Genomic DNA, 20,381 nt, shown 5'->3' with positions numbered 1-20,381 from the left:
CATGCTCTATCAGAAGAACTATTTCTCCGCCCTTACCGGCAACCTGAGTATCCGCAGCGAGCGCGCCGCCCAGGGCCTGCTCAGCCTAGGCAATCCGCAGCTGCGCCAGTTCCTGCATGATCAGCTGACCGCCGCCGCCGGCACTCCGGGCGCCTGGCTGGCCGACCCAGTCTTCGAACCAACCTTCGGCTGGCAGGAAAGCTCTGAAACCATGAGTTCACTGGCCGGCGGTAACCTACTACACCGACGCCTTGCCGAAGCCATGGAATCTCCGCCCAAGGACCTTGCCCAGGAATATGCTTTCCCCAGCAACCGCCATCCCTTCACTCACCAGTTGGTGGCCTGGGAGACTCTCAACCGCGCGGAGCCGCAATCGCTGGTGGTAACCAGCGGCACTGGCTCGGGCAAGACCGAATGCTTCCTAGTGCCGGTCCTCAACCACCTGGCCAAGGCAATCGACGCTGGCGAAGACCCGGAAGGCGTTCGCGCCCTGTTCATCTACCCGCTGAACGCGCTGATCAACTCGCAGCAGAACCGCCTGGATGCCTGGACCGACGGCTTCGACGGGCAGATTCGCCACTGCCTGTACACCGGCGCGCTGGAGAATGAGCGCAAGGCTTCCGACCTGCAGTACAAGGGCCAGGTGATCGACCGCAAGAGCCTGCGCGCCAGCCCGCCGCAACTGCTAGTGACCAACGCGACCATGCTGGAATACATGCTCATCCGCAAGGATGATGAGCCGATCCTGCAGAAGTCGGCGGGCAAGCTACGCTGGATCATTCTTGACGAAGCGCATACCCATATCGGCTCTCAGGCTGCGGAGATGGCGCTGCTGCTCCGCCGGGTGATGCTGGCCTTCCAGGTCAAGCCGCAGGATGTGCGCTTCGTCGCGACCTCGGCCACTTTCGGCTCGGATACCCAGACCATCGAGAGCCTACGCAGATTCCTGGCCGATATCGGCGGAGTGGATCCGACGCAGGTGCATGTCGTGCAGGGCCACCGGGATATCCCTGCCCTGCTGAACGCTACCCCGAATGCCGAGCAAGACACCCCCGACGCCATCGGCGCCATCGAAGCTGACCAAGAGCAGTCGGCGCTGCGCTACCAGCGCCTGGAGGCCAGCCCGACCGCTCGGCGGCTGCGTGCCCTGTTCATGCCCGATGGCCAGGTAAAGCCGCAAAGCCTGCAAGGGCTGACCCACGAGTCCGGTCTCACCCCGGCGCAGGTACTCGCCTGGCTGGATCTGCTGTCTGGCACCAAGAATGCCGAAGGGCTGTCCTTTCTGCCGCTGCGCGCGCACCTGTTCCATAACGTGATTCCGGCGATCCGCGCCTGTGTGGACCGCCACTGCAGCCACAAGGCCGGAACCGCGCTGAAACATGCCGACTGGCCGTTCGGCATGGTCTATTTGGAGGAGCGGACTCACTGCCGCTGCGGTGCGCCGCTGATGCCGCTGGTGTCCTGCGAGGAGTGCAACGAGAGCTTCCTGCAGGCGGCTACTAAGGGTAGCAGCGAGCTGGTCGACCCGACTCAACAACAGGTCGACGAGTTCGCCCTCGACGAAGATTCTACGGGGGCCGAGGATCAGGCCGAAGATACTGTGTCATCTATTCAGATCCTGATCACTAATCGCGTCGTCAAGAATTATAGTGCCGACTTCCTCGATCGCACCACCCAGCGATTGACACCCAATCGTCCCGCGGATGGCGGTATCGAGCTGCAGCTCTTCCGCACCATCAAGAACGAATGCCCTTGCTGTGGCGCCAATATCCAGGGCCGCAGCCTGCTACGTCCGGCGCGCATCGGCACGCCGTTCACCCTGAGCACGGTGATCGGCACCCTGCTGGAATTCTGCCCACCAGATCCGATGCCTACCGGCAAGCCTTTCCAGGGCCGCAAGCTGATTTCCTTCACCGACAGTCGCCAGGGCACGGCGCGGATTGCCATCAAGCTGCAGCAGGACTCCGAGCGCAACCGGATCCGCGGGCTGATATATCAGCGTTTGCTGCAGGCACAACCGATCGATGGACTGTCCGCAGAGGACTTGGAGGATCTGCAAGACCTACAAACAGCAACGCAACTGAGTCGTATCGAGCAGAAACACCTGCAGTCTTTGCTCGACAGGCAGGCTGAAGCTGCAAAGGGAGCGGAAATAAGCTGGACAGATATAGCCAACCATCTGGCCGGCACCCCAGAGCTGCAGATGGGTATGCTCGACTACTACAACAACCTCGCTCCCAATACGTTCGGCAAGCAGGACAGCATCGCCCTGGCCAACATGCTACTGGCGCGCGAGTTCTATCGCCGCCCTAAACGCGCCAACAGCCTGGAAACCCTGGGCCTGGTGCAGGTCTGCTATCCCAAGCTGGCCTGCATCACCAGCAAGCCCATGGCCTGGCCTGCGCATCTGGATGTCGAGTCCTGGCGTACCTACCTGAAGGTGCTGCTGGACTTCTTTGTCCGCGAAAACACCATCCTGAACATCAACGAGCGCTGGCAGTCGCTGATCGGCGCACGCATTCGCCCCAAATGGGTCGTGGCACCAGTTCCTGGGCAGAAGCCTGAAAAGCTGCAGAGCCGTTTTGTCCGCTGGCCGACGGTAAATACCGTCAATGGTATCCAGTCACGGGCTATCCTGCTGCTCTGCAAGGCATTCAACTGGTCGAATGCGGTCCATCAGGATCAGATCGACTCAATCCTGAATGAGGCTTGGCGCGTACTGACCCAGCAAATAAACCTGCTGACTTCATTCGGCGATGGCTACCAACTCGATCTCAAAGAACTGAGTTTCCGGCTGCCCGAAACGGTCTATCTGTGCCCGGTATCGCGGCGCTTCATCGACACCCCGTTCGAGCAACTCAGCCCCTACACCCCACGCACCGACCGCGACATGGTCGTCCGGGTAACGCCGTACCGCCTGCCACGCCTGCCGGAAGAGCTTCTGCATGCACCGGGCGATGCCGGCCTGCTGGCGATCCGCGACTGGTTGAACAACGAGCCGCGAATCCAGCAACTGCGCAAGGATGCGCTCTGGTCGGACGTCATGGACCGGGTCATCGAGGGCGGCCACTACTTCCGCGCCGCCGAACACTCGGCGCAGCAGCCGAAGAACAAGCTGGACAGCTATGAAGCGCTGTTCAAGACCGGCAAGCTGAACCTGCTGAGCTGCTCGACCACTATGGAAATGGGCGTGGACATCGGTGGCATCAGCGTGGTGGCGATGAACAACGTGCCCCCGCACCCGGCCAACTACCTACAGCGCGCCGGGCGTGCCGGGCGCCGCCGCGAGGGACGCTCGCTGGCCCTGGCCGTCTGCAAGAACACCCCGCACGACCAGAGCGTGTTCAACAACCCGCTCTGGCCTTTCAATACGCCCATGCGCATGCCCAAGGTGTCCCTGCAGAGCCCTGATCTGGTGCAGCGCCACGTCAATGCCTGGCTGCTGTCGCACTGGCTCAAGCACGTGGTCGCGGCCCAAGAAATCAAGTCGATGACCACCGGCGCCTTCTTCCTAGACGGCGAACTGCCTATGTCGCTGGCCGCGCGTTTCTGCCTGTGGTGCGACAACCAGGCGGTCGATGCCGAGGCGCTGGTGGAGCAGGCACTCAGGGACATCACCCGCCGCAGCATCCTCGATACCACCCCGCAGCGCGAGCTGTTCAAGCATGCCAGCCACCGCATGGCCGAGATCATGCAGGCATGGCGGCAGGAGCATTCGGCCAGCCAAGCCCTGCTGCTGCAGATTGCAGACAAGAAGGCCGTCGCCTCCCGCGCCATGGAGGCGCAACTCAGCCGCATCGAGAAGGAGTACCTGCTCAGCGAGCTAGCTGACCGGCGCTTCCTGCCGGGCTACGGCTTCCCGACCGATATCGTCAGCTTCGACAACCGCTGCATGCATACCCTGAAGCGGGAGGAAAACGACCAGCGTGAGGACAACCGCGCACGCTATCGCTCACTGGCTTCCCGCGACCGCATCACCGGCCTGCGCGAATATGCGCCGGGCGCCGAGCTGGTCATGGACGGGCTGGTCTACAAGTCTTCCGGCATCACACTGAACTGGCACGCGCCGGCATCTGCCGAAAACATCAAGGAATTGCAGCTGTTCAAGAAGGCCTGGCATTGCCCCAAGTGCGGCGCCAGCGACACCGCGATCACCCCCGGTCTGGAGATCAACTGCCAGGCATGCGGCGCGCCGATCGAGCGCGAAAACATCCGCGAATACTTGGTGCCGGCCGGCTTTGCCGTGGACTTCTTCGACGAGCCGCACAACGACATAAGCCGCCTGCAGTATGTGCCGGTCAAAGCGCCCTGGCTGAACGTACCAGCCAGCTGGGTCTGCCTGGTCAACCCGGCGCTCGGCCAGTTCCGCACTAGCCAACAGGCACACCTGTTCAACTACACCTCGGGTGCCAATCAGCAGGGCTTTGCCATCTGCCTGGAGTGTGGCAAGGCTGAGCCGATGCTCAGCTATCCCGACGCATCCGCCCCTGCCAATGAACAGTATCTGCCGGCCATCTTCCGCCAGAAGGCAGAGCACACACGCCTGCGCGGCGGTAAGAGCGACGAGGGGAAAAACATCTGCTCCGGCAGCCACAACAGCTGGAAGATCAAGCAGAACGTCCACCTAGGTCATGACAGCCTGACTGACGCACTGGAGCTGGTGCTGCGCACCCCTTCCAGTGGAGAACTACTAAACGACGACATCACCGCCTATTCGATTGCAGTGGTGCTGCGCGAAGCAATTGCCGCCGAGCTTGGCATACAGTCCGAAGAACTGGGCTGCGACAGCCATCCGATCAAGGTCGATGGCCAACCAACCCGCGCCATCCGCGTGTTCGACCTGCGCAGCGGCGGCTACACTACCCAGGCTGCAGAGCATCTAAATGAAGCCAGCCTGTGGCAGCGGGTCATAACCCGTCTGGATAGCTGCAACTGCTCGCATGCCTGCCAGCGCTGCCTGCTCAGCTTCGATACCCGCTTCGAGGCCGACCGTCTCAATCGCCACACCGCACTGGCATGGATCAACCAGGCCTGGCTGGCCGGCCTGGCGCTGCCAGCAGAGCTCGCTGTCTTCGGCCCGAAAAGCCAGGCAGAAATCACCACCCTTCAGGAAGCAGTCGAACGAGCAATTACTAGGGACGACAGTACGAAAATCATCGCCATTTATCTCACTGCACCCGCCGAAGAATGGGATCTTGCTGTCGCCCGCCGCCTGAGGCATCAACTGCAAAATTGGGAGAACGCTGGACACCAAGCGCAGTTACATTTGCTGGAAAGTACAGTTTCCAGCCTGCCAAGAGACCAAAAGGAATGGTTGGCAAAGCTAGCCTTCAGCGGAGTACAGATATGCATACACAATTCCATACCGGATCTCGGGGCGCTGGCACTAAATGTCTCACTGCAAGGCCAACAAGGCTGCATTGCATGGGCTAGCGATAATGCGAACCTGGCCGCACCTGGCCGCACATGGGATCTAGGGGAGGTCGGTGCACAGATCATCCGAGGCACACCCTCCACCCTCAAGGCAGAGCGCGTCTTGAATGCTGCAGATCTCATGCCGGCAACTCCCCCCGGCTTGATCAAGGTCGAGATCGGCAATCAGCTGGATGGCTCGCTCGACAACTTTGCACGCCGGTTCTGGGAGCACCTACGTACTGAGGCCAATGGCCTGATTAATGATGCCCTTACAGGCAAGGATCCGATTACTGAACTGTTCTACAGTGACCGCTACGTATGCAGCCCGCTAGTTGTAAATCTGCTAGTCAGCGTGATCCACGAGCTCGGACGACTGAGCGATGCAGATTTCGCCATCCGAATCCTAGGCCGACAATATCAGCGGGAAGACAATCGCTCGCCTTGGCAGTGTCGGCATGACTGGCATTCAGCTCGCGAGCGCGATGAGGCCCTCCGCCAGGCTCTGGCGTACTGCGGCCTCGAAGGAGAGGTGCTAAGCCTGCCCACCTTACCGCACTACCGACAGCTGCAGCTTAAGCTGCGCTCCGGTAATCAACTGACCATCCAGCTTGATCAGGGGCTTTCGTATTGGGAACCCGAGCGCAGCGAAAAGTCTTACCAGCTCAGGTTCGACTTTGCATCACGCGAGCGTGGAGAAGAAATCATGGAGCGCATCAGGTGTAAAGTTTCGGCGGCAGGGGAGGAAAATACCCAGGTATTCCTCTCTTCCTCTTGAGAGTGGCTCAACTGGTATGAGTATCGGAGGTGATTGCCCAAGCTCCAGAACTCCGACACGCACAGCTGCGAAATAAGCCCCCTGTTCAATGCAAATTTGGACAGGGGCTCTTATGATTTATGGATTGCCACCCACTGTGGCGCAGCCAGCACAATGCCGCTCAGATATTGACGAGGCGAGTATCCTGACCCAAACGCTCTTGGCTGATCATTCGATACCTGCCCTCGGCCAGCTCGCGGCTGACAAGCAAGTTCCAGGAATGGCGAGTGACGACGGATGGGATCAGTACGAACGGATGTTCGGCCAGCAGGGCGTCTGCAAACTTCTGCTGGCTAGGTGAAGCGGATGCACTCGTCAGCCAGACAGGGTTGGGAACATCCTCAGGCTGTACGACCTTGATAAGGCTCTTATCGAGCACTTCGAAGCATGTGAGCACATGCGCAACCGTATCCAGCGCATCGAAGCCGACATGCACCGCCACCTCCAAGATGGCGGTTGAGGGGTCTGTCGAGGCGTACACAACGTTTCGCCCCGGAGGAGTCCAACGGCCACCCAGCTTATGGGCACCAATGCCACTGTCCCAGGTGTCCTTGTAGAGCTCGCGGTCGAGGCGCCATGCGCACCATGAGCCAGACCAGGGAATCGGGTTCACTGATAGACCCCGTACTCGATACGCTCCAGATAATCCTCAACTACCTGAAACCCAACCGGGTTGTCGATGACGTCCAGCGGCACGTCACCGTCCAGATACTTACAAGGGCGTCCTAGCCATTCTTCGGCCAGCTTCTGAGTGCCGAATACATTGATCGCGTGCTCCAGCACCTTCGCGTACTGGAAGGCCACGGCGCTCTGTTGGGAATTGAGATGTGCTGGTTGCTTGCTGCCCTGGCGCTGGATCGTCCTGATGGACTTGCCCACAATGCGACTCATGATCTTCTTCGTCGAATACAGATCAGAAATCGCAAGCATGTCTTGCACATCTTTCAGATCGAAGCCTTTGACCGTGAGCTTGAAGACCATGACCGGACTGAGCTGGTCAGAATCACTTTGGAAAAGGTATTCCGTTGGCTTACGGGCGGCGGATGCTGCCTTGCGAGTACGAGTGTCGGCGGAAACCATAGCGTATTTCTCCACGTGCGACATATGGCATGATTGTAGCGTCATTTGGCGCATCATGCAGCGGGTAAGTGCTGGCATCTGGTATCACTCTGTTCGTGGTCCGAATCGATTGTGCGCATTCCTGACGGCCCATTCCGGGTGCTTGTTACCGACTTGCGCAGTTGAGCTGCTGAGTGAGTCTTCGCACGCCGGCAGCACAGGCTGGGGAGACGTGTTCGTTACCTCTCGGAGCCTGCCCGCTCTTTGCTATGCTGCCGCTCTGCACCGCGGGATTTAGTTGGCAGCGGCCTGCCGCCTACCCTTGCGGGCACCTCATCCAACCGGCCTCTGGGGTCGCGATGAAAGATCATGTAGTGATCGAAGACTGGGAAGACGATGGCGCCATTCGCCTGCCCGACGACGTTCTGTAGGAAATGGGAATCGATGTTGGAAGCACGCTCTACCTGCTTGAGGAATATGTAGGTAACACCCGTTGCCTGGTGCTCAGTAAGACTCCGAGCATTCCTGATCGCGTTGATGAGCTGGCTGGCCCTCGGGAGTCCTTCGGCAAGATTGCAAGCGACTTGGGCTCTAAGGATGGATGAGCTGCTTCTACCTCCCGGGGTTGCTCCGCCGCCTGGCGGCTGACGTCAAGCAAGCTCCAGCGGCAGGACGAAGCCCAGCGAGCTAGTGGTCAAAAACCGAGAATCCAGATTTCGTGTTTTGTGCCTTAAGTAACCGCCCTTAGGTAGCGTCAAGGACCATAAACTGTAGACAGCGACACAGGGCAAAAGCCTTGATTCACGGCACTTAGAGGCGTTCAAGAGCATTACCAGTCAGCCAAGATTCCTGTACCGCATTGCCCTCCGAAGGAGGGGTCGTGGGTTCGAATCCCGCCGAGTGCGCCATATATATGAAAAGGCCCAGGTGAAAACCTGGGCCTTTTTTTGTGCCTGCAACACCCTGATCAGACTTGTGCCTCGCCCTCGATCAACTGGCCCTGCGTCGGTACATTGCCGTGCACCGCCGAATACCTCGCCAACTGGCCCAGGCGCAGGTCTAACTCCTGCAGCAGACGGTTGCGGGTGTTGGTTACTTCCGTTCTGTTGAACAGCCCCGGCTCCACCGTGTACAGGTTGAATTTCTGGTTGATCTCGGCTGGCGAGAAGATGCTGAAATTGCGTTCGGCATTGTGGTTGTAGAGCGCAACCATGGTGCCGGTCTGGCTATCGGCCGGGCGCGCAAACAACATACTGATGTACTGCCCTTCACGAATACGCACATCGCTGTTGCAGAACTGGAAACACGCTTCCCGGTCGTCCTGCAGGCGAACCCAGAACTCGTGCTCCTGAATGTTGTGACTGCTGACATGCATCGATGACGAACTGCCACCCACCGAGCCGTAACCATTGATCATGTAGCCGCCACCGGAACTGTGCGAATGGCTGGCACTCACGTGCGTCTGGTTGCGTTTCTGGCTATCGAGCACTTGCCCGCTGAGCACGAAGAAGTGCAATTGGCGGTCGAAGTGGTTGAACGGCTCATCGATGAAGTTGGGGTCTTCGGCCGACAGGCTGACGTCGTACATGGTACGAATCATTTCATCGCGTGCGGCCTTGTCGTGCTTGGCGCGCTCCTTGAGCTCGGCACGATGCACCTTGGCATCATCTATCGCTTTGAGTGCCTGGGCCTTGAGGATGGGGGTCTTTTCGCTGGCGTAGGCAGCGGCCTTCTCGCTGGCGTCCTTTAATACCGGCGCCGCTTTCTGGCCGGCCTCAACTGCAAGCTCCTTGGCTTTGGTCAATGCCTGAGCTGCTTTGGCAGCCAGTTCGGGGTTGGCGTCGACGGCTTTCTTTTTCAGGTCATCCCAGAGACTCATTCTCTATCCTCTCAACGCTTCATCAATGAACAGGCGCGCACAGCGCTGCGCCAGAGAGTCTACCTACAAGCCGTAAGTTTTCTTTGCTGTTGATGCATGAATGTCAGATTTTATTTCGAACGTTCGAAATTACTGGCTGTTTGGCCGTCCTAGGAAATACCCTACTCGGTCTGTCGATGTCCGTCTGATTGTCCCTAGGAACTCGTCCCTCTAGGCTCCAATCCGTCACCGAAAACTCGGTGATCGGGTGTGGTAACCCGGGTTGAGCATTCTATACAGCCTATGGCGGCTGTGCGTGGGAGGCCTTCGGGCCTGCCGGGTTTAGAAGCTCGTCCGGTTTACCACCCCGCGTACAGCTGCCACCCATTCGTGTGGTAACGGATGGCTGTGCCAGCTCCAACTGGAGCTTCCAATATGAAAAAAATCGTCCCCGACCCACCTTTGGATCATTCCGTCGCTACCGCCAACACCATCTTTGGCAGTTGCCAGGCGGGTCACTCTCCCCTGTTCGCCGTCTGCTCCGGCATCGCTGCCCATGATGCGCTGGTGCATGCTTCGCTGTACCTGAGCTGCGCTTACGACACCGGCTACAAAGCCTTCGACGATATCGACCCGGCCAACAAGAACTTCCTCTGGTCGACCCTGCATTCAGTGGAGATGGCCAAAGGGCTGGTGGAAGCCTTGCTTGATGGCATAGAAGAGCGGGCCTTCAGTAACCTGAACAATCCATGACCGGCCGGCGCGGGCCCTGCTCCGCGGTCGGCTGCGCAGCAGACGTATAACCTGAATACGCGTTGCTTCGGACCCACCAAACAGCCATGTTTGACTGCTGTTTTACGCCAGATCGCAATACAAGGCCTGCCATACGGAATACATAGCAATTTGCCATCCATTTGAATTGACGACTTCTGCGCATGTCGTTAGTGTTGCTCAACATTTCGGGCGCCTCTCTCACAGGGGGCGCCCGATGCTTATTGGAAGAGCGAAAGGGTAGGACAAGGATGCGCGGAGTACTGCTACGCAGCGGTAAAAGTGAACAATTCACTGCACTGGGAGAAACGGGTCAACCGGTCTACCGGGCTGCGCTACAACTTCGTGAAGCGATTCGGCGCAAAAACCCCGACCATCCCGAGCTGATCGAGCACCTTGCAATCCCTCAAACCGACGAGCTTGGCAGCAAGATCGATTGGTACAGCGATCGCCTTGGCGATGTTATTCCCTGGAGCAGCGCGACCGAAGAAGAGCGCGCACCGGCTCGTGCACAGCTGGAACTGCTGCAAAGCAAAATTATCGACCTGAGCAACGACCTGCTGGGTCTGGACGCCAATGGTCAGCCTAAACCAGGGACCAAACCCGGCGCTCAAGGTGACCGGACGGTGTTCGGCAAGCTGTTGACCTGTGTAGTGCCCTTCCCTGACGAAAATTTCGTTTACTTGGTCGATGGCAAGCCTGTTCTGACTTTCTGGGGTTTTATTCACGCTGGCGCCGAACGCAGCCGAGAGCCCCTGCACTGTCTCTATCCAAAAACAGCCAAAGTGGCCGAGCCTGTTTCACCGCCCCCAGTACCGCCCGTGGTGCCGCCACTACAGCCCGAAGTCGCGCCAGTTATCAACGAAGTCACCAAGCGCTCCTGGTGGCGGTATTTGCTCTGGCTGTTGGCGCTGTTGCTGTTGCTGGCCTTGCTTTTCGGCCTACGCGGTTGCTGGCCAGGCTTGGGCTTTGGCGGGTTGCCGCTGGCCGAACTGCCTAAACACGGCATAAACATTCCCAGCGGAAACACCATCGAGCCTTCGGTCAACGGCCAACAAGTGCAGGGCGCAGTAATAGGCACCCATACCGATACGGGTCTGATTCAGGGCCAAGGTGACGCTGGACGCATCGAGCCTGCTCCTGCGCCCGGCGAGCTTCAAGCGCCTGGGTCCAATAACTCGGAAGCTGGAGACCTGCCGGTCGACGCATCGAAAACCGAAGCGCCTCAACCCCCGGACGACAAAGCGCCCACGCCGCCACAAATTGCTGAAGACCAACAACCTCAAACACCACCTGAACTACCAGGCGAGGCGCAACCTCAGTCGGCCCAATTGACCATTCCGCCCAATGCAGGCAACGGCGCCGCAGACTTCCTAAACGGCAACTACAACGGTGCCGGCATTCAGGAAGTGGGCACCGGCAAGCCGCTGAGCCTCAAGTACGACTTCCAGAACGGCAAGGGCCAGGCCACGGTAAAGCGCCCCGACGGCGTGCGCTGCAATGCTCCGGTAGCAGCGGCAATGAATGGCGGCAACTTGTCGATTACCAGTGAAGCGCAAGCAGCTTGCGCTGACGGCAGCAGCTACGACCTCCCCCAAGTGAATTGCAAACCAGGCGCCAACAGCATCGCCGGCTGCACCGGTAACTACGGTGCAAACGAGTTCGACATGCTGATGGAACAAGCCGGCCAATAACACGAGAAGCGCATACGATGTTGCCTGAAATCACTCAGTTCGAAGAAACGGTCACGCTGGTCAGCGATACCGGAATTCAGTTCATGGACTTCGCCTTGTACCTGGGGCCCGATGAGCAGGCCGGCAAGTTCGTTCAGCTCAACAATGGCATGGTTCCGACCCGTCTGTTGTGGTCCAAGGAATACAAGGACTTCTACGAGCCCGAGCCCGACAAAGTGGTTCAGGTGGAGTTCGACTCCACCGAAGACAACCATTTCCGCTTGAGCATGGAAGAGAGCCTTAAGCTCTTCGACGGCATCTGGCTACCGGTTCCCTTCTTGCGCTTCATGCCGCCATACCGTTATGACGAAGGTCCGAACAACTGGTCGCGGATGCGGCTGGTCAAGTTGCCTGAGCCTGACCTCGACGGTAATACCCACCGCCTGACCCTGGCCTTCGACTGCCGCATCATGAAGAACGTCGAAGGCGCCGCCTACCTGGCCCCAAGCGAAGAAGACGTGCGTTCCGGCGTGGCCTTCAAGGCGGCGTGCAGCGCACGCGAGTATGGCTGGTTTCTGACCAATAGCTGGATCCGTGAATGGTTGACCGAGCTGTACACCGACGCTCGCGCCGAATGGACCCGTGAGCGCCTGGACAGAGAGCTGCAAGGCAACCGTCACATCGCCCACTACCTCAACCTGCTGAGCCTGCTACGTCGCCCTACCCCGGCCGAACAAAGCACTGAGAAGCCCAAGGTCGAGATCCCGGAAGTCAAAGTAGTCGCCAACGATGCACAGGGTATCGTGCTGCCGATCAAGGTTGACCTGGTACTGGACGTCGGCAACTCGCGGACCTGCGGCATCCTGATTGAGGATCACGGTCAGGCCGGTGCCGGTATGCGCAACAACTATGTGCTGGAACTGCGCGACCTGACCGAGCCACACCATATCTACAACCAGGCGTTCGAAAGCCGGGTCGAATTCACTCGAGCCTCGTTTGGCAACGACCAGCTGTCGAGCAAGAGCGGCCGCCACGATGCATTTCAGTGGCCGACCTTTGCTCGCGTTGGTGGTGAGGCCGCGCGCCTGGCCAGTCGCCGTCGGGGTACCGAAGGATCCACCGGGCTGTCCAGCCCGAAACGCTATTTGTGGGACGAGAAATCCTACGGCCATGGCTGGCGTTTCAATACCGCCTACTTGAAAGCCAGCGACGAACCAGAAGCAATCGCCGCACCTTTCTCGAACCTGATCAACGACCTCGGCCAGGCCCTGTACCTGCCGCCGAAAAACGATATGCAGGTGTTTACCCCGCATTATTCGCGCAGCAACCTGATGACCTTCATGCTTGCCGAAGTCGTGACCCAGGCGCTGTCGCAAATCAACAGCCCGGCACAGCGTTCACGCCAGGGCCATGCCCGGGTACCGCGCTTGCTCAACAGCATCACCTTGACCGTACCGCCAGGTATGCCCCAGGCAGAGCGCAGCATCCTCAGCAATCGGATGTTCGAGGCCGTTGGCCTGGTGTGGAAAAGCCTAGGCTGGCATGAAGGTGACAGCAACCCCTTCAAGGACAAAAGCGTCGTACCGCGCACGCCGCTGCCAAGCATCCGTGTGGAGTGGGACGAAGCCAGTTGCGGCCAGTTGGTCTACTTGTACAACGAGATCAGCGAGAACTTCGCCGGTCACCCGGAAGAATTTTTCGCCACGCTGGCCCGTCCGGACAAAACCGAAACCGAACAAGTAACCCTGGCGACCATCGATATCGGTGGCGGCACCACAGACCTGGTAATTACTGACTACCGTCTGGATCGTGGTGCCAATGGCGGCAATGGCGCCAACGTGCACATCGTGCCTGATCAACGCTTCCGTGATGGTTTCAAGATTGCCGGCGACGACATCCTCCTGGATGTGATCCGCGAATTCATTCTGCCTTCGTTCAAGCGCGCCTTGCAGCAAGCCGGGGTACCCGCCCCGGATGCCCTGATGTCGCGCCTGTGCGGTAACGGCGAAGCCAGTGCCCAGGAACGTGTGCTGCGCCAGCAACTCAACCTTCAGGTGTTCGTACCGCTGGGCCTGGCATTGCTCAAGGCCTATGAACAATATGACCCTGAAGCACCCCTGCCGGTGGTCGAACAAAGTTGGCAACAACTGCTCGGCGAGGCGAAGGTCAACGACAGTGTGCTGGAGTTCGTCAATGCTGCGGTTCGCCGCGAAGTCGGCCGGGATGGCACGCTGGAGCTGCTAAGTACGCCGCTCGCGCTGGACCTTGAACAGGTGCATCTGGCCTTTGTTGGCGGGCAGATCAACATCACCAAGGTGCTGAGCGAATTGTGTGAGGTCATCTCTCACTATCCGTGCGACGTGTTGCTGTTGACCGGGCGTCCGTCACGCCTGCCAGGTATCCAGGCATTCATTCGTCAACGCCTGCCCCTGCCCCCGGGACGCATTCTGCCACTGCAGAACTACCGCACCGGTGGCTGGTATCCGTTCCATAAGAACGGTCTGATCGACGACCCGAAAAGCACGGCATCGGTTGGCGCCATGATTTGCCTGCTCTGTGCCAAGCACAGTGTGCCGAACTTCTATTTCCGCACTGCTGCGCTCAAGCCGTACTCGACCGTCAAGCATTTCGGCCAGATCGATAACGCCGGCACCATCAAGCATGGCGATGTGCTCTATCACAACCTTACCTCGGACCGTGGCCGCATCGAGTTGCCGATTGTCGGTGAGGGCGAAGAGCGTGGTACGCCGTGGCTGGAAATGCGTGGCGATATGCACCTGGGCTACCGGCAACTGGCCGCCGAGCGCTGGTCAGCTTCGCCGCTCTATACCCTGCGCTTCACAACTCGTGGCAGTCGAAATTTCTCCCAGGCTGTTGGCAAGGATGGTGAAGCGCCGGTGCTGCGCATTCGCCTGGCAGTAGACGAGCCTTCGGACCTGCTGCTCGAACAAGGACTGATCAGCGACAAGCTGATTATTTCTGATCTGAAATCGAACATTCAGGATGCCGACTTCGATTTCGAACGGGATCTTGAGCTCTCACTCAACACTATGCCTACCGGCAACCTGAGTGACAGTGACTATTGGCTCGACAGCGGGAACGTCAAAGGAAAATGAGCAAACTAACGCCAAAGCAGCAACAACTGACCGGCGCTTGGGGCGCCGTCCACAAGGGTGCAGGCGAAGCACTGACGTGGCTCGATCAGGTCCGTGGCAACGCCGCCAGCGTCGAGGCCGAGGCCGATGGCCTGAGCCTGCGCCTGCACCGCGCACGCAACCTGGCCAAGAACCTGCAACAGGCCGCTGAAACGCCGATGGTAATTGGCTTTTTCGGTATGTCCCAGGCGGGCAAGTCGTACCTGATTTCCTCTCTCGCTGCCGACACCGAGGGCAATCTGACGACAGACTTCGCTGGGGAGCCGTTCAACTTCCTTGAGCACGTCAACCCTCCGGGTTCGGGTAAGGAAGCTACCGGTGTAGTGACTCGATTCAGTTGCTCGGCGCAGCCTAGCCCCGATGCCAACTATCCCGTGGAACTGAAGCTGTTCAGTGAAATCGAAGTGGCGAAAATGCTCGCCAACACCTGGTTTGAAGACTTCAACCAGGACAAATTCGATTACGAGTTCGACGAGCAACGTATTCAGTCAGCCCTTTCGGGATTCGAGGGGCGTGAAACAGAAAACCTTCAGCCAGGTGTAAGCGCTGACGATGTGGTTGCGCTTTGGGACTATCTCAATGGCAACTATGAGAAGGCGGTGCGCAAACTGGGCGAGACGTACTGGCCGCGCGTTTTAAAGCTGGCGCCGCGTCTGAACTACCGTCAGCGCGCCAAGCTGTTTTCGATCCTCTGGGGCGAGCAATCGCTGCTGACTGAAGTCTACGAACAGCTGGTTGGCGCGCTGCACAAACTGGGTCACCCGCAGACGGTGTTCGCCCCAGTAAGCGCCTTAGTCGAAAAAGTGGACGGAACCTACCTTCAGGTTCAAAACATTATGAACGTCGACACGCTGGGGCGTTTGGGCACCAGCCGCGACAATCCAATTACCATCTTGCCGATGCGTGACGGCAAGCCTCAGGCCCCTGTTGGGATAACCATCGGCCAATTGGCTGCATTGACGGTGGAGATGACCTTCCGCCTGACCAACCAGCCCCAGGCCGACTTGCTCAAAGACGCGGACCTGCTCGACTTCCCTGGTTACCGCACCCGTTTTCAATTGATGAAAATCGAAGAAGCCCAAGGGTCCGGCATCCAGGAAACCAATCCTGTTTCGAACCTGCTCTTGCGTGGCAAGGTCGCCTATCTGTTCGAGCGCTACAGCGACACCCAGCAGATGAACGCCCTGGTCATGTGCACCAGTACCAAAGTACAGGCGGATGTGGTCACCATCGGGCCGGTGCTGACACGCTGGATTCAAACCACTCAAGGTGCGACACCCAAAGAACGAAGCCACCGAGCACCGGGACTTATCTGGGCGCTGACCATGCTCGATGTATTCATCGGCACAACCCACGACAAGAAGAAGCAAGCGCTGCCTGAGCTTTGGCAGAACATGATGACCATGACGCTGATCGAGCGCTTCGGCAATCTGGAATGGATGAAAGACTGGTCGGGTGCGCCGTTCAACAACACCTTCCTGGTGCGCAAGCCCCGATTCGCCTGCACCTTCATTGACAGGGATGCCAACGGCGATGAATGTGCTTTCCACAGTGAACAGCACGTGCAGGATTTGACCGAGACCTTCGTCGGCCATCCTACCGTTCAACGTCATGTGAAAGATCCGCAGGAAGCCTTCGCGGCGATGCTGGGCCTGAACAACGGCGGCATTACTCGATTCAGTGACAACTTCAAGAATGTGGCCAACATTGACTTCAAATTGAGCCGCATCGAGGAACAACTACATCAGTGCCGAACCGACCTTCTGGAACACGGCATGCACGTCTGGCGCGAAGAGGACTTCGAGCAACTGCTGAACAAGAAACGCCAAAAAACCCAATACCTGCTCGATAACCTGGGCGCCGACCCGGATGTCATCGGGGATTTGATCCATGCGCTGCAATTGCCTGTCGAGCAACTGCGCGAGCTGTACCTGGGTGGCGTGTACGACATTGATGGTTTGGACACCGAAGCGGAGTCTGAACCAGAGCCGGCCCACAGGGCGCCCGCCAACAAGGCACCTGCGTTGAATTTCGGCAACATGTTTGCCAACTCCCAGGCTCCTGCCGCAGTCGCGAAGAAACCCCTGGCCCAGCGCCTGACACCTGAGCAACGCTTCGCCCGCGCCGCGCTGAAGGCCTGGATCAAGCATATGCGTGATGTCGGCACACGCATTCTGCTGCTCAACAGCCTGCGCATGAGCAAAGAACTGGTCGATGCCCTCACCGAAGAGCTGATCAGTGCAGTGCGCAGCAACGCCTTCATGGCGGAACTGGACCTTGCGGTATCGCGCCGTGCGCAAGGTGGCATTCACCGTGACCAACTGGTGCAGCGTCAGGTGCTGTCCGTTCAGTTGTTGATGCGTGACTTCCTTTCCTGGTTCGGCTTGCTTGCCAAGCCTGAAGCCGAGCGGCCCAACAGCCTGTTGGGCGACCGGACGCCAGTGTTCAGCTTCTATCGCTCGGTACCGGCGGGCGACCTGCCGCAATTGTCAGAGCAGCCGACCCACCAGGAACAACGCTACCAAGTGGATTGGTTGTCGGGCCTGGCTTGGCTCACTCAGGAAAACGCCAAAAGCGGCGCCGACCCCGAAATTACCACTGAGCAGCGCCGCCAACTGGCTGTTCTGTTGAACACATTCGAAGCGAGTTGATTGCATGAGTATCAAAGTTGATGTGCTGCCGTTGGACGACAACACGCCGGGCATGGGGTGGCTGCGGCTCAGCGGTTGGACAGGCGCCAGCGAAGGGCTGGAATATTCGGTGCAAAGCAGCCAGTCCCGTGAATTTCTTCAGCCAGGCAAGCAGTGGACAACCGTTGCCCATTGGTTCGCCCTGCCAGGACTGACACCCGTTGAAGGTACAGACGCCCTACAGGTTCAGGTTGGCCCGGATCTGATCGACCCACTGCTGGCTGCCAGCGGCAATGCCAACTTCCGCATCACGCTGAATCACGCAGGCCAGACTGAAGCGACCATGGTGCGTTTGGACAAGCACTTGCTGGCTTCCATCGCTTCGACTGGGGCGAAAAAGCCCGAGCCGACACCGCCACCTGCACCAGCTCCAGCTCCAGCTCCAATTCCCGTACCGGAGCCGGAGCTCTCTGTCGCTGCACCGGAACCTCTGATCGAAACGCCCATCACTGCAGATCCTATTTCTGAACCTGTGTCGGCTAACGCTGCGTCAGCGAAGAAAAGTCGCTGGATGCCGGGACTACTGCTGTTGTTGATCGTGCTGCTGGCAGTTGCTGCTGGTCTGTGGTGGTTCAAGCAGCAGCCCGAGCCAGTGGCCAGCTTACCGCCAGCACCTGAACCTGATACGACGACAACGGCGCCAGCACCAGCGTGCTCCTTGGAAAGCATGCAGAGCCTGCAGGAATTGGCCTTTGTCCAAAGCTGTATTCAGAAGGCCCCAGGTAGCGCAGCGCTGTTGGAAGTGATCAACGTGGCCAAGGCCAACAACAACTGCAACGTGGCTCAGCGTCTGTACGCCAACCGCGCGCAAAGCGGCGATATTCTGATCGCCACCGCCTACGCCCACGAGTACGACCCCAAGTTTCACCAGCCAAGTGAATGCTTCAAGGCGCCAGACAATGCCACTGCGGCGTACTGGTACGAGACCATTCTCGGTTTCGATGCAACCAACGCCGACGCCAAGCAGCGTTACGAGGAGCTCAAGTAATGGCTTTGCACTTGCGCACCCTGAGCGCCGCTCTGCTGGCCTTGAGCCTGAGCCCGGTTTTGCAGGCGGCTGATCAGCCGTTGCTGCAAGCCGGCAAGAAGACCCTGTTCCAGCGCGTGCTGACCACGCCCACCTGCAAACTCGGTACCGCCGCAGGTGATGCAGCCGGCACCGCCCAGCCAGCCTTCAGTCGCTTCTATGTGTACGAACGCAGCACTGTTGGTGCGCAAGAATGGCTTCGCGTCAGCCCTGATACCCAGGGCAAGAGCATTGGCTGGTTGCCAGGTGACTGCACCGTCGAATGGAAGATGCAGCTGACCCTGGCGTTCACCAACCCGGCCAACCGCGACCGCTTGATGTTCTTCAAGGAGCGCAGCCAGCTGGAAGGCATTCTTGACGCGCCAGATCCGGTCAGCCAGGTCGCGCCGTTGCGTGCCCAGCTCAAGAAGGGTGTCGATGCGCCAGGCGTACTGGCCCAGGAACCGGAGTATTTTGTCGACCTGCAGAAAAACTTCTACCTGCTGCCAGTGCTGAGCGGCGAAGAAGTCATGACAGAAGAAGGCTTCCGTACCCGCATTCTCAACGTCGCCTCGGTGAGCAAGGCTGACACGGCCAGTGCACCGGCCGAGAACACGGCTGCCGCCGCCAAGACCCAAATGAAAGCCTTCAGCGCAGCAGTGGTTTTTGTCATCGACTCGACGATTTCGATGGACCCCTACATCGATCGTACCCGCGAGGCGATCAAGCGGGTGTATGCACAGATCGAGAAGGAAAACCTCGGCAAGCAGGTCAAATTCGGCCTGGTCGCCTACCGTTCCAGCACCAAGGCGGTGCCTGGGCTTGAGTACGTCAGCAAGATGTACGCCGACCCGAACACCGTAACCGACGGCGCCGACTTCATGGCCAAGGTCGCAGACCTCAAGCAGGCCAAGGTTTCCAGCAGCACCTTCGATGAAGATGCCTATGCGGGCGTCATGCACGCTGTGGATAAGGTTGACTGGAGCCAGTTCGGCGCCCGCTACGTGGTGCTGATCACCGACGCTGGGGCCATCGATGGCACCGACAAATTGTCGGGTACCGGCCTTGGTGCCGAGCAGGTCAAGATCGAAGCCAGCAACCCTGGTGTCGCCCTTTATACCTTGCACCTGAAAACCCCCAGCGGCATGAAGAACCACAGCAGTGCCGAAGCCCAGTATCGGGCCCTGTCCAATTACCCGGGAACCAGCACGTCGCTCTACTACCCGGTGAACGCCGGCGACGTGGAAGCGTTTGGTCGCAAGGTCGATGGTTTGGCCGCCGCGATCACTCAACAGGTGAAGTCGGCCTACATGGGTGAAGACGCCATTGGCAGTGCAACCAATGCCAAGGCTGATCCCGCCGAGAAGAAGATGCTGGAAGATGCCGCGCTGATCGGACATGCCATGCAACTGGCCTACCTCGGCAAAACCACTGGCACTCAGGCGCCACCGGTATTCCAGGCCTGGATTAGCGACCGCGATCTGATCAAGCAGAACCTGCCGACCACCGATGTGCGGGTACTGCTGACCAAGGCCCAGCTCAGTGACTTGAGTGATGTGCTCAAGCAGATCGTCGATGCAGCCAACGAAGGTATGATTTCGCCGAGCGAAATGTTCACCCGCCTGCGTTCGGTAGCCGCCACCATGGGCGCCGATCCTAACCAGCTCAAGCAAGGCTCGACCACCCGTGTCGCAGACCTCGGTGTGTTGGGTGAGTACCTGGAAGACCTGCCCTACCAGAGTGAAGTGCTCAATCTGGATGAAGAAACCTGGAAAGGTCTGGATGGCCTGGCCCAGGAAAAATTCATCCGCAACCTGAGCACCAAGCTACGCCATTACCAGCGCTACAACGCTGATGTGGATCGCTGGGTGGCGCTTGCGCCCGGTAGCGACAGCCGCGACAACGTCTACCCTGTTCCGCTTGAAATGATGCCCTGAGCT

Annotated in this window: 11 protein-coding genes; 8 read left to right on the top strand and 3 right to left on the bottom strand. The window is 59.0% G+C overall.

Translation table 11 applies throughout. The annotated features are described in order from the left end of the window. Position 1 precedes the first annotated feature (1 nt). Complete coding sequence (locus H8F21_RS06615; RefSeq protein WP_203584163.1) at positions 2-6,190, top strand: DEAD/DEAH box helicase; 6,189 nt, start codon at positions 2-4, stop codon at positions 6,188-6,190. 160 nt (positions 6,191-6,350) lie between these two features. Here H8F21_RS06615 and H8F21_RS06610 read toward each other — a convergent pair whose 3' ends face one another. Continuing rightward, positions 6,351-6,842 carry an RES family NAD+ phosphorylase gene (locus tag H8F21_RS06610; protein WP_203584162.1) on the bottom strand — a complete coding sequence of 164 codons (492 nt, stop codon included), beginning with the start codon at positions 6,840-6,842 and terminating at the stop codon, positions 6,351-6,353. Beyond that, the gene (locus tag H8F21_RS06605) at positions 6,839-7,309 is read right to left on the bottom strand and encodes an antitoxin Xre/MbcA/ParS toxin-binding domain-containing protein (protein ID WP_203584215.1); all 471 of its coding nucleotides are present in this window, start codon (positions 7,307-7,309) and stop codon (positions 6,839-6,841) included. Before H8F21_RS06605 ends, H8F21_RS06610 begins: the two co-directional genes overlap by 4 nt. Before the next feature lie 413 nt (positions 7,310-7,722). Between H8F21_RS06605 and H8F21_RS29515 the strand changes: the two genes are divergently transcribed. Then, positions 7,723-7,893: an AbrB/MazE/SpoVT family DNA-binding domain-containing protein gene (locus tag H8F21_RS29515; RefSeq protein WP_236042932.1), complete on the top strand. Its 171-nt coding sequence runs from the start codon at positions 7,723-7,725 to the stop codon at positions 7,891-7,893. Between the two features lie 362 nt (positions 7,894-8,255). On the opposite strand, the gene H8F21_RS06600 is transcribed toward H8F21_RS29515, so the two are convergent. Continuing rightward, on the bottom strand, positions 8,256-9,167 hold the full coding sequence (locus H8F21_RS06600; RefSeq protein WP_203481056.1) for a hypothetical protein: 912 nt from the start codon (positions 9,165-9,167) through the stop codon (positions 8,256-8,258). A 414-nt stretch (positions 9,168-9,581) separates the two neighbouring features. On the opposite strand from H8F21_RS06600, the gene H8F21_RS06595 reads away from it, so the two are divergent. The 6 genes from H8F21_RS06595 (at position 9,582) to H8F21_RS06570 (ending at position 20,378) form a co-directional block, all read left to right on the top strand. After that, positions 9,582-9,899 carry a DUF3077 domain-containing protein gene (locus H8F21_RS06595; protein WP_203481057.1) on the top strand — a complete coding sequence of 106 codons (318 nt, stop codon included), beginning with the start codon at positions 9,582-9,584 and terminating at the stop codon, positions 9,897-9,899. 269 nt (positions 9,900-10,168) lie between these two features. Beyond that, positions 10,169-11,611, top strand: coding sequence for an SrfA family protein (locus H8F21_RS06590; RefSeq protein ID WP_203481058.1), 1,443 nt, complete (start codon positions 10,169-10,171; stop codon positions 11,609-11,611). Positions 11,612-11,628: 17 nt separating this feature from the next. Next, entirely contained in the window at positions 11,629-14,706 is a 3,078-nt protein-coding gene (locus H8F21_RS06585; RefSeq protein WP_203481059.1) for a virulence factor SrfB, read from the top strand. Continuing rightward, positions 14,703-17,396 (top strand): virulence factor SrfC family protein, encoded by a 2,694-nt coding sequence (locus H8F21_RS06580; RefSeq protein ID WP_203481061.1) that lies wholly within the window; start codon positions 14,703-14,705, stop codon positions 17,394-17,396. The genes H8F21_RS06585 and H8F21_RS06580 overlap by 4 nt, the downstream gene beginning before the upstream one ends. Positions 17,397-17,400: 4 nt before the next feature. Continuing rightward, on the top strand, positions 17,401-18,423 hold the full coding sequence (locus tag H8F21_RS06575; protein WP_203481062.1) for a hypothetical protein: 1,023 nt from the start codon (positions 17,401-17,403) through the stop codon (positions 18,421-18,423). Then, positions 18,423-20,378 carry a vWA domain-containing protein gene (locus H8F21_RS06570; protein WP_203481063.1) on the top strand — a complete coding sequence of 652 codons (1,956 nt, stop codon included), beginning with the start codon at positions 18,423-18,425 and terminating at the stop codon, positions 20,376-20,378. Before H8F21_RS06575 ends, H8F21_RS06570 begins: the two co-directional genes overlap by 1 nt. The last annotated feature ends 3 nt before the right edge of the window (positions 20,379-20,381 follow it).

The organism is Pseudomonas arcuscaelestis (assembly GCF_016881005.1).
Classification (GTDB): Bacteria; Pseudomonadota; Gammaproteobacteria; order Pseudomonadales; family Pseudomonadaceae; genus Aquipseudomonas; species Aquipseudomonas arcuscaelestis.
This window is presented reverse-complemented; position numbering and strand designations above follow the sequence as displayed.